The organism is Streptomyces sp. NPDC002935, assembly GCF_040611295.1.
In the GTDB taxonomy this organism is placed as follows: Bacteria; Actinomycetota; Actinomycetes; order Streptomycetales; family Streptomycetaceae; genus Streptomyces.
This window is the reverse complement of the sequence record NZ_JBEXNW010000058.1, coordinates 31,508-42,757: the sequence shown is the minus strand read 5'-3', so window position 1 is coordinate 42,757 and position 11,250 is coordinate 31,508. Positions and strand designations below refer to the sequence as shown.

The window sequence follows — 11,250 nt, the reverse complement described above, 5'->3', positions numbered from 1 at the left end:
AAACAGGAACCCGCCAGGAGCTGCCCACCGCGTCGCCGCAGTGGGAGCAGACTGGAATCCCGGGCCTTTAGGCCCGAGAGGATGTCAACGTGGCGATGACAGGCCGAGGGCAACCCGTACAACGGCCCACACCACACCCTCCGCCTCCACGAACCCCCTCAGCTATCTGATGGGGCCTCGCCACCGGTGGAAGAAGGTCTCCCGGGCCGGCCCCGAGCCGCATGGGCACACCGGTCAGCAGCGTGCCGACGTCGATCGTGTCCTGGGGTTCGAGGACGGTGAACCCGTTGCCGCTCAGGAAGATCTCGCGCAACGGCTCGCCGAGCCGTACGAAGAACCATCCGACCACTAGACCCGCTCTAGGCGCTGACCAGGGCCGCAGTGCCTTACGAGGCCGCCGTGCTGTCGTCGCGAGCGAACAGATCGGAGCGATCGGACGCGGATTGCGCTGTCTGTTGTCCCGGCGGGGGTTCAGGGGAGCTCTCGTGCTGGTCGAGAGCCGCCAGGAGGCCGGCCACCGTCAGGCCCGAGTCGGCCGGGTGTCGAAGGATGGTCCCGGGTTGGATGTGGTAAAGGTTCGTGCGCCCTCGCCGGGTGCGGTCCAGATAGCCGTCCTGCTCCAGATCGGAAATGATCTTCTGGACTGCCCGCTCGGTGAGCCGGCACCGTGCGGCGATGTCGCGGATGCGCGTGCCTTGCGCCCCGGAGGCGATCGCGGCGAGGACTCGTGCGTGGTTGGTCAGAAAGGTCCAGCCGCTGTGTCCCTCGGGTACCTCAGTCATCCCCCCAGACTAGGCCTTCTCATTCACGCATTCAAAAGGGCGAAAGAAAGTTCATGTATCTCTTGACGTGTAACCAGGTCGCGGGTGAACCTGTATGCCATGCGAGAACATCCGCTTTCTCCCCCTGAGGGAAGCGGGGACAAAGCCGCCCACGGCGTACTGGCCTGCGGCGCCAGGTTGGGAGGCGCGTCGCCCCTCCTCGAGACCGCCGCGTATCCCGCCGGCTCACGGACGCTGGTCGTCGTCGCCGGTGAGATCGACATCGATACCGCGCAACCACTGCAACACAGCCTGTACGTCGCCCTGACCCAGGCGCGCCAGGGACTGGACCTCAACCTCGCGCGAGTCGACTTCTGCGACTGTTCCGGCCTCCGGGTCCTGTTGCACCTCCGGAGCCTTGCTCTCGCCCAGGGCAAGACGGTCCATATCGGCGCTGCTGGACACGCGGTCAAACGGCTGCTCATACTCACCGGCACGGCACCCCAGTTCGCACCCTCGAACAGGGCCGGTCCTCACCTGGACGGGAAGCACGAGAAGGACCTGCGCGCCGAGGTCATCGACCTGAAACGGGCGATGCGGAGCCGGCCGGTCATAGACCTCGCCCGCGGAGTCCTGATGGCCTCGTTCAGGTTGAATGACGAAGACGCCTGGAGCATCCTCGTCGAGGTGTCCCAGCGCAGCAACACCAAACTTCGCCTCATCGCCGAGGAGTTGGTCGCGGCAGTCACCGGCGATCCACTGCCCGACCACCTGCAGCAACAGATTTCCGCAGCGGCCGCCCAGATCTGCGACGACCCGCAATCACGCTGTAACCACCTGCGCCCCGACTGGGTCCCGCCCGCCGCCAGAGCCGCGTCCCTGGACAACCGCAGACCATCGGCGTGACCGCTCCCCGTTCAGCGTGCCTGGCGATCATCGTGCCCTCGGCTACCGCGTGACCGATGCGAATTCCGCACGCGCTGGTCCCGTACGCACGCGCAGACCCATACGACGGCCACAGCGACGGTGACGGCCTGGCCGAGCCCGTTCAGCGCCTGCGCGGCCTGCGGCGGCAGACCCTGGGACTGGAGCCAGGCGGCGATGTCCGAGGCCGCCTTGTTGCCCGTCGACGGTATGGGTGGTGCGTCTGGCCGACGCCCCCTCGATCGCGGGGTCCGAGGCCAACGGCGCGACCGTCGCCTCGGGCAGGGAGATGCGCAGGCCGTGAAGGACCCAACTGAAGGATAGGACGTCATGGTCTTGTCTTTCAGAACGTCGGCTTCCGCCAGGGCCCAGGGACCGTGGCAGATCGCGGCGATCGGGCGACCCGATGCCGCGAACGCCCGGATCGCGTCAAGGGCCTTGGGCTGCAGGCGTAGCCGTCCCCGCTCCCCGGCAAGACCCAATCGGCGAACCGGCCGAGCGGCGCCGCCGGGGCCTCAGGTGGGGTCAATCCTGGCTTCTTCCCTCGCCGCACGTGCTTCGGAGTGGCGCCCCACCTTCGCCAGCAGGACCGCCAGGTTGCCCAGCGCCATGGCGAGGTCGGCAGTGTGGGCATCCGGCTGGCTCTCCACCAGCCCGCGCCGCAACCCCACGCACTCCCGCATCACTGCCAGCGCCTCCCGGTTCCGCCCCACCGCCGACAGCCAGGCCGCACGAATGTTCAAGGCCTTAGCGAGGCTGGAAGTGTGGGCATCCGGATCGCACTCCACCAGCCCCCGCCACAACCCCACGCCTTCCTCCGCTTCCGCCAGCGCCTCACGGTGCCGCCCCATTTCTCCTAGCGGGACGGCAAGGTTGCTCAAGGCTGTGGCGAGGTCGGCGGTGTAAGCATCTGGGCCTCTGTCCACCAGCGCCCGCCACAACCTCACGGTCTCCTCCGCCTGCGCCAGTGCCTCGCGGTGCCGCCCCACTTCTCCCAGCAGGACCGCAAGGTTGTCCAAGGCCGTAGCGAGGCTGGAAGTGTGGGCATCCGGATCGCACTCCACCAGCCCTCGCCACAACCCCACGCTTTCCTGCATCATTGCCAGCGCCTCAGGGTGCCGCCCCACTTCCCCCAGCTGATCCGCAAGGTTGCTCAAGGCGTTGGCGAGCTCGGCAGTGTGGGCATCCGGCTGGCGCTTCACCAGCCCGCGCCACAACCCCACGCTCTCCCTCGCCACCGCCACTGCCTCCCAGTGCCGCCCCACGTCCCCCAGCTGGGCCGCAAGGTTGTTCAAGGCCATGGCGAGACGGGAAGTGTGGGCATCCGGGTTCTTGTCCATCAGTCCCCGCCACAACCTCACGGCCTCCTCCGCCTCCGCCACGGCCTCTCGGTGCCGCCCCACCTTGCACAGCAGACCCGCAAGGTTGCTCAGGTTCCCGGCGAGGTCGGCAGTGTGGGCATCTGGATCGCACTCCATCAGCCCTCGCCACAACCCCACGCTCTCCTCTGCCAATGCCAGCGCCTCCCGGTGCTGCTCCACCTCCCCCCGCCGACTTGCAAGGTTGCCCAAGGCTGTGGCGAGACGGGAAGTGTGGGCATCTGGATCGCGCTCCATCAGCGCGCGCCACAACCCCACGGCCTCCTCTGCCACGGCCAGTGCCTCCCGGTGCCGCCCAACCTCCCCCAGCTGGGCTGCCAGGTTGTTCAAGGCTGTGGCGAGGTCGGCAGTGTGGGCATCCGGGTTGCGCTCCATCAGCCCCCGCGACAACCCCACGGCCTCCTCCGCTACCGCCACCGCCTCCGGAAACCGCCCCACCGCCGACAGCCGAAGCGTGAGCTGGCGGAGCGCGTCGGCGTGTTCCTTGTTGCCGGTGGCCTTGTGGTCGGCCGCCTGAGCGAGAGTGAGAGCGGTGTGGGCGAGGGCGATCGTGGCCAACGGGATGGAAGCTTCGAGTGCGCGAAGTGCGGTGTAGCCGAGGTCCGCCGCCGGAAGGGTGCGGGCGATGGCGTCATCGATCGGCCCGTGTCCTGCCCGGGCGACATCCAGCGCGATCGGAAGCAGCGCCTCGGGCCGGGTCACGATGGCCTCGGTGAGGGCGAGTGCGGCTGCTGGCGAGTGCTGGGCTGCACGGGAGAGGCGCGTAAGCAGCCGCAGAGCTCGGGCGTTGTCAGTGGTGGTCAAGCCGGGTGTGTCCTCTAGGGCAGGAGCGCGGCGGCGGCAAGGGCAGCGGGCAGGGCAGGCTGGGTGGCGGTGACGGTGGCGGCGTAGCGTTCGGCGAGGCGGGCGGGCAGGTGGGGGTCGAGCCATTCGCCGCCGCGTTGGGGGTAGAGCTGGCGGATGAAGCGGGCAAGTTCGTCGCGCTGCTCGTCGCCGGTGGTGGTCAGGCCGGGCAGGTGGCGCAGGCGGCGGGAGAACTGGGCGCGGTCGTCGGCGCCGATGAGGACCGCGGCGGTGAGGGCGGCCTGCAGGACGGGCAGCGGCCAGGGAATGTTCCAGGCGGTGGCGTTGGCCTGCCACCAGGCTTCTTCGGTGGTGAACAGGCGCTGCAGGGCGGTGTCGAGGGAGAGGGTGCCGGTCAGCTGGTGGTGGGCGGCGCTGGCGGCAGCAGCATGGAGTTCGGCGACCGGGGTGGCGGTGGTGACACCGGTGAGGGTCACGACGGGGCGTGGCCGGTCGAAGTGGCGGGCGTAATGCCCCAGGGCGGCGTGAAAGAGCTGCTGCTGGTCAGCTTCGGTGGCGCCCCAGGGCCCCAGATGGGTGTGGCCGGGCGGGCGCAGCCGGGCGTCGACGACTGGGTCAAGACCTTCGCGCAGTTGTCCCCACCAGCCGGTGTAGTCCCGGGCAGTCAAAAGGACCCGCAGACGGGTACCCGGTTCGGCGCGGACCAGGGCGGTGAGCATGGCGGCCACATCGCCGTGGTCGGGCTGGGTGTCGGCGTCGTCAACCAGCAGGAGCACCGGCGCGTCCTGGACAAGTGCTGCGGTGACCGCGTCGGCGGCACGGTCCCGCCGGACCCAGCCGCACCGCCAACCCTGGGCCTCGAGACGGCGCTGCGCCTCCAGCAACAGCCGCGTCTTGCCACTGCCCGGGCCGCCGCTGACCCGCCACACCCGCAGATCGCTGGTCTGGCCGCACCAGTGCACCACCGCGGTCGCGTCCGCGGTGCGCAGCGGGGAGAACGGGACCACCTGACGGTCGGGGTTCAACGCTGCCAGCACACTGTCCGACGCGGCCGCACCGTCCGCCGCGCCGTGTTCCGCCGGACCGGGGGTGACCGCCGCCTCCCACGCGGCCCGGCGCTGCTGTGCCTCCTGCCGCTGCTCCCACCACAGCGCCCCGCCACCGGCGAGCGCCCCTGAGCCCAGGCCCATCAGACCGGCTGGCAACGGCCTCACGAAGTTTGCCAGCGCCCCCACCGCCGCTGCCACACCTCCCACACCGACCGCGATCCCGCCGGCCACCAGACGGGCGTGTTTCCGCCCCCGTGCCAACACCCCAACCCACTCCCCGTCGAAGCCCGCAGCGGCCCACGCTGCCACGGTAAACCCCTGAATCGCCGGATAGTTACCCGTACCAGACCACGGATGCACCTCACCGGCACACCACCACCCCACGCGCCCAGGCGCCCGGGGAGAGAACCAGGACGTGGCCAAGTCCTGCACAGGGCCCCCGGCCCCCTGACGTGTTCGCCGGTGTTCATCTTCGTCCCGGCGACCTCCGGCGCACACCGTTTCCACGACCTTCGACCACGTCAACATCCCACCGTGTAGAGGGAGTCTGCCGTGGCCGTTGCAGTCGTCCTCCTGGTCACCGCTCTCATTCCGGCACCGGCACCCAGTGTGCTACCGGGTCCATTCGCAGTGCACCGGGCTTCAGCCCGGTGGTGAAGCGAATCTGACGAGGAGACGCCCAGTGTCTACCAGTGCGGATGTTCTGCATGTCAGCCATAGGCCAAGTCTCGTACGATCACGGTGTGCAGCTTCGGTACAGCTTCCGCTTGTACCCGACGGCTGGTCAGCGCACGGCGTTGGCAAGGGCGTTCGGGTGTGCGCGGGTGGTCTACAACGACGCTCTGCGGGCGCGGGAGAGGGCCCGCAGCGAAGGCAGGCCGTTCCCGAAGACCGGCGACCTGTCGAAGACGTTGATTACCGAGGCCAAGCAGACGCCGGAGCGTGCCTGGCTCGGCGAGGTGTCGGCGGTCGTTCTCCAGCAGTCCCTGCGTGACCTGGACGCCGCGTACAAGAACTTCTTCGACGCACTGAAGGGCAAGCGCCCGCGCATGGGCGCGCCCCGGTACAAGTCCCGCAAGGACACCCGGCAGGCCGTCCGCTTCACCGCGAACGCGGCCTGGCGGATCACGGTCGGCGGGAAGCTGCGGCTGCCGAAGATCGGCGACGTTCCCGTGCGCTGGTCCCGCGCACTGCCGTCCACCCCGTCCACCGTGACCGTGGTCAAGGACGCGGCCGGGCGGTACTTCGCGAGCTTCGTCATCGAGACGGACGCCTCACAGGTGCTGCGGGAGACCACTTTCGAGGTCGGGATCGACCTCGGCCTCAGTCACTTCGCGATCCTCTCCGACGGCACGAAGATCAACAGCCCTCGCTTCCTGCGCCGGGCGGAGAAGAAGCTCAAGCGGGAACAGCAGCGCCTGTCCCGCAAGGTCAAGGGATCCAGCAACCGGGCCAAAGCCAGGGTGAAGGTCGCCCGCGCTCACGCGCGGGTGGCCGACGCGCGCCGCGAGTTCCACCACCAGCTCTCCACGAAGCTGATCCGCGAGAACCAAGCGGTCGCCGTGGAGGACCTGGCGGTCAAGGGACTCGCCCGCACCCGCCTGGCCAAGTCCGTCCACGACGCCGGCTGGTCGGCGTTCGTGAGCATGCTGGAGTACAAGGCCGCCCGGTACGGGCGGCAGTTCCACCGGATCGACCGCTTCGAGCCGACCTCCCAGGTGTGCTCCGTGTGCGGCGTGAAGGACGGCCCCAAGCCCCTCCACGTCCGTGAATGGACATGCGGAGCGTGCGGGACCGTCCTGGACCGGGACATCAACGCGGCGGTCAACGTCGCCAAGGCCGCCGGACTGGCGGCAACAGCCTGTGGAGCGCAGGTAAGACGGGCACCCGTGCCCGCACAGCGCAGCGAAGCAGGAACCCACCCGAAGCAACCCACACGCCCTGTGCGGGAGCAGGCGGGAATCCCGGGCCCTGAGGCCCGGGAGGATGTCAATACACGACCGGTGACGACGCCTGCTACCACGGCGCGATGACCAGCTTCCCGTTCGCCGCGTTCATGGGCGACCAGGAGCGCACCTACCGGGCCGGACAGCGCGGCGCCGAGGAGTGGTACGGCGGAGCCCTGCGGCCCGCCGCGCCGCGCGACGCCGACGGCGAGCTGATGCTGAGCGCCGAGCGGCAGGGCGACCTGATCGGCTTCCAGAACGCGCTCTGGGTCGACGGTTCCGGCGACCACTGGACCTACGGCGGATCGTTCGGCGACCTCGGCAGACTGGTGCTGAAGCGCAACGGTGAGCAGATCGCCACCCGCGTCGACCCGTACGGCGTGTTCAAGGTGCCGGACGTGGACTCCGCGTACGAACTCACCCAGGTCCTGGAGAAGATCCCCTCCGCGGACCGGAACTGGCTGCGCTCCACCGCCGCCACCACCACGTGGAGCTTCCGTTCCCACCGGGAGCCGGACGTCTACTCGCGCGGCCTGCCGATCCTCTCCCCGGCGTACGACCTGCCGGTGGACGGGATGAACACCCTGCCCGCGCAGAGCGGCATCAGGGTCGGCCTGTCGGTCGAGGGCCACGCCGGGTACACCCCGGGCGCGATCACGGCGGCCTCGCTGTCCTACTCCTACGACGGCGGCACCACCTGGACCGAGGCGCCGACCGAGTGGCGGGGCGGCAGGTGGACGGCCGTGCTCGATCACACCGGCGCCACCGGCAAGCAGGTCATGACGAAGGCCACCTTCACCGACGCCAAGGGCAACGCGGTCACCCAGACCATCACCCGCGCCTACGACGTCCGCTGACCGACCGGTCCGGCCGGGCGGCCTCGCGCAAGAGGCTGACCGGCCGGACCGGACGCCGTACAGGAGGAGGGCGGAAACCCAGGACCGATTGGGGAGCCGTGGCCCGTCACAGAGGCAGGGGGTCGGTGTCGCAGTTGGCGCGTCTGTTTTCCCGGAGCTGGACGGTGGCCGGGTGCGGGGTGCCCGAGGAGGGCTGGTGGCGGGTGCGGTCGAGGACGTGCTCCATACGCTCCAGGGTGTCCTCGCGCAGTGCGCGTCCCTCTGCATCGGCTCCCGTGCGGATGAGGTCCAGTGCCAGGTTCCCGGCGCATGCCAGCGTGGTCGGGTGGTCCTCGCCGAGGTTGGTTCGGCATAGTTCCAGCGTGGCCCTGCCGCGCTGATGGGCGTGGTCGTGGCTGCCGAGCGCGGCCAGGTCGCTGGCCAGGTTGATGGCACAGGCGAGGGCGATCGGATGGCCCTCGCCGAGTTGTTCGGAGAGAGCGGCGAGAGCCGCCTCGTCCAGGAGATGTGCTTCCTCGGCCAGGCCGAGCAGCCTCAGGGTGACGGCGAGGTCGATGTCCGCGGACAGGACGTGTGGGTGGAGCGGGCCGTAGACCTGCCGGTATCCCTCACAGACTTCGACGCCGCGGGAGCGGGCTGCCTCCAGGTCGCCGCTCTGGCGCAGCGCGACCGAAAGGGTCAGCGCTGCGTCCAGCGAGCGGGGATGCGCCCTGGGGTAGCGGCACACGAGCAGGGTGTGCGCGTCGGTTGCCAGTTCGAGCGAACGCGCATAGTCGCCCTCCCTGCGGCAGGACTCGCTGAGCTGGCGCACCGCTTCGATCGTGGACGGGTCGTCGGACCCGAACGCCGCCTGGAACGCCTCGCACGTGGACTCGTGCAGCTTGCGTCCACCCGCGTAGTCGCCCGTCTCGCGCATGTCGGTGGCGAGACCGAGTCTGGTGATCAGGAGACGCAGGTCGTCCCCGCTGAGCAGACGGCGTTTCAGGTCGAGTGTGCGTTGGTCGAGTTGCAGGGCTTCACGGAAGGCACCGGTGTGGCGCAGGCTGACCGCGAGGTTGTGGGCGATGTCGAGCGTGACCGGGTCGTCCTCGCCGAAGACCTGGCGCGCCCGTTCATAGGCGATCCGGTCCAGTTCGGCGCCGGCCGCGAACCTGCCCTCGGCGCGGCGAACGGCGGCCTCGAACTGAAGAGCGCGGAGGGCATCTTCACGGGTGTCGTGACCGTCGGCGGGGGCGGTGCTTTCGTAGATCCGTGTGAGGTGGGCCGCCAGCCAGGCGGCTTCATCGAACCTACCTGCCGCCCAGGTCACGTTGCCCAGCCACAGTCCCATCAGAAGCGTCTGCTGGTCGTCCTCACCGAAGACATCGCGCCACACCTGCCAGGCTTGCCCGGAGAACTCGAGCGAGGGCTTGTGACCGCCCCAGTTGTAGAGGTACCGGGCGATGTTGTGTACCAGCTGGCGTACCCGGGGCTGGTCGGACTTGATGGCCTCTGAGGCGAGGACATGGCCGTGTAGCTCCGCGTACCGGGGCCAGCTCGACGGGTCCGCGGGAACGCTAGGGTCGGAGGCGGCCAGCAGGGTATGGGCGCCTTGACGCATACAGGAGCGTTGCTCTGGGGACATGCGGTTCTGCAGGACGAGTTGCACCAGGCGGTGCATTTGAAGGGAGTTCGTGCGGTGGTCTAGGCGTGCGAACGAGTAGCGGTTGGCCTCTCGGAGGGCGCGCGCCAGACGCGCTGGGTCTCTCAACGCCCGATCCAGATCTGGAGTGATTGTGCTTTCTCCGAGGCCGGAGAAAATCGATCGGGAGATGGGCTCGGGGGCGAAGTAGGAGCACATCTGAAGCAGTTGCAGCGTGACCGGGTTGTGGATCTGCAGGTGGTCCAGAGAGACGTGCCATGCGGCTGCGATGTGCAGCGGGTAGTCCGGCGGCTGGGTGCTTTCGAGCAGTTCCACCCGCTTGCTCTCGATCAGGTCCAGATATGCGGAGGTGGGCATGCCGGTCTCGGCCCGCCAGGCGGCGGCCTGTTCCAGAGCCAGGGGCAGGTCGCCCAGCGCCGCGGCGAGCGCGTCGGCTTCGTCGTCCTCCAGCGGCGGATCCGAGCGACGGAGGAGTTCCCTGCTCTCCTCACGCGAGAACACGTCTACCTCGAGCGAAGATGCGACCCACTGCCAGCCGGGGTTGCGGGAGGTGACGAGGATCCTTCCGGGTCCGTCCGAAGGAAAGTACTGGCGGACCTGATCCGGGCTTTCGGCGTTGTCGAAGATCAGCAGCCAATTGCTGTACGGCCGTCCCGTGCGCAGTGCCTCCAGGACCGCGGGAACCGCGATGTCGACCTCGGTCGAGGTGCCCAGCCAGAGCTGCTGGGCCAGCTCCATCAGAGCCTGGGCGATCTGTTCAGGGCGCTCCGCGGGGATCCACCAGACGACCTCGTAGTCTCTGTGGTGGCGGTACGCGTACTCGATGGCGAGCTGCGTCTTGCCGACGCCCCCCATATTTTGCAGTGCGTGGGGCAGCACTGCCGTCGTGCCTTGTACCAGACGGTGGTCGAGCAGCTCCAACAGGTCCGTCCGGCCGGTGAACTCGGAGTTGCGTTGCGGCACGCTCCCCCAAATATGTGGCTGGACGGCGGGCCTCGGCCTCATAGGCCTGTGCTGGGCTCCGTTCGTGGTGCCACGCCGGGCCGGGATCCCCATCTGCCGGCGGGCGGCTGACATCCGCGCCCGGTGTGTCGCCAGCTCTTCATCGGCCGCTTCGAGAACGAGCTCGTACTCCCACAGACGAGGCTGCAGAGGTAGCCGGAGGTACTTGTCACCGTGCGAAAGGGCGGCCATCGGCGGGCAGCCTGCTGCCGAGGAGACAGTAGGCCGGCTGATGGCTTCTATGACCAGAAGGTATTGCGCAGCCCGCTGTTCAGCAATGAGGCGGAGTTCCTCGGCTTCCGTGCGTTCCCTCCGCGCCTCGTCCAAACGATCATTTGTCAGGTTGAGCAGTGCTGTGGTCTTGGCCAGCTCATCCTGCATCCCTTGGAAAGCCTCCCCCCGGCGTCCACGTTCCAGCTCCTTGCAGCGTTGATCGAGAGAGCTGACCATCCCCAAGAGCATGGAGACAAGGCGGCTGGTTCCGTGCAGGGCGTCCTTCGCGGCGATCTCGCCCTGGCGCGCATCGTCAAGCCGCAACTGCAGTTCGAGGGCAGTGCCTGTGGGCTTTTGGGCGGCTCCGACGGACCGGGCGCGAGCCGCAGCCTCAGCAGCCTCCAGCAGTTCCGTGCCCTTTTGTAGCTGTAGCTGTCGAAGCTGGGGGCTCTTGATCAAGGCCGTGAGGAGATCCTGAAGGAGGTAGCTGGGGATCAACTTGGTGCCCTTGCGGTACTCGCTCCACTGGTTGCGGCCGTAGCGGAATTGAGCCGCCAGCTCGCGAGTTGTCCTGCCCTTCGTGACCCCACGAAGCCAGTGAGCGAGAGCATCCGCTTCCTGCGTGCCGCCGTTCAGCGGGCTGACCGGCTTGTCCGCACCCCGTCCTGGCATC

General features: G+C 68.8%; 7 protein-coding genes and 1 pseudogene. 3 read left to right on the top strand and 5 right to left on the bottom strand.

The annotated features are described in order from the left end of the window. Positions 1-386: 386 nt before the first annotated feature. Positions 387-782 (bottom strand): helix-turn-helix domain-containing protein, encoded by a 396-nt coding sequence (locus ABZX90_RS42025; RefSeq protein WP_351130647.1) that lies wholly within the window; start codon positions 780-782, stop codon positions 387-389. Between the two features lie 99 nt (positions 783-881). Here ABZX90_RS42025 and ABZX90_RS42020 point away from each other — a divergent pair, with 99 nt between their 5' ends. Next, positions 882-1,667 (top strand): ANTAR domain-containing protein, encoded by a 786-nt coding sequence (locus tag ABZX90_RS42020; protein ID WP_355213522.1) that lies wholly within the window; start codon positions 882-884, stop codon positions 1,665-1,667. Positions 1,668-1,996: 329 nt separating this feature from the next. On the opposite strand, the pseudogene ABZX90_RS42015 reads toward ABZX90_RS42020, so the two are convergent. The 3 genes and pseudogenes from ABZX90_RS42015 to ABZX90_RS42005 form a co-directional block, all read right to left on the bottom strand. Continuing rightward, positions 1,997-2,140 (bottom strand): annotated as a pseudogene (locus ABZX90_RS42015) (DJ-1/PfpI family protein); the annotation flags it as partial. A gap of 60 nt (positions 2,141-2,200) precedes the next feature. Further along, on the bottom strand, positions 2,201-3,868 hold the full coding sequence (locus ABZX90_RS42010; RefSeq protein ID WP_355213521.1) for a tetratricopeptide repeat protein: 1,668 nt from the start codon (positions 3,866-3,868) through the stop codon (positions 2,201-2,203). Positions 3,869-3,882: 14 nt separating this feature from the next. Continuing rightward, the gene (locus ABZX90_RS42005) at positions 3,883-5,073 is read right to left on the bottom strand and encodes a hypothetical protein (protein WP_351130653.1); all 1,191 of its coding nucleotides are present in this window, start codon (positions 5,071-5,073) and stop codon (positions 3,883-3,885) included. A gap of 587 nt (positions 5,074-5,660) precedes the next feature. Here ABZX90_RS42005 and ABZX90_RS42000 point away from each other — a divergent pair. Continuing rightward, complete coding sequence (locus ABZX90_RS42000) at positions 5,661-6,950, top strand: RNA-guided endonuclease TnpB family protein (protein ID WP_355213520.1); 1,290 nt, start codon at positions 5,661-5,663, stop codon at positions 6,948-6,950. Then, positions 6,947-7,720, top strand: a complete 774-nt coding sequence (locus ABZX90_RS41995; protein ID WP_355213519.1) for a hypothetical protein — start codon at positions 6,947-6,949, stop codon at positions 7,718-7,720. Before ABZX90_RS42000 ends, ABZX90_RS41995 begins: the two co-directional genes overlap by 4 nt. Positions 7,721-7,826: 106 nt before the next feature. On the opposite strand, the gene fxsT is transcribed toward ABZX90_RS41995, so the two are convergent. Further along, positions 7,827-11,249 (bottom strand): FxSxx-COOH system tetratricopeptide repeat protein, encoded by a 3,423-nt coding sequence (gene fxsT, locus ABZX90_RS41990; protein WP_355213518.1) that lies wholly within the window; start codon positions 11,247-11,249, stop codon positions 7,827-7,829. Position 11,250: the final 1 nt, after the last annotated feature.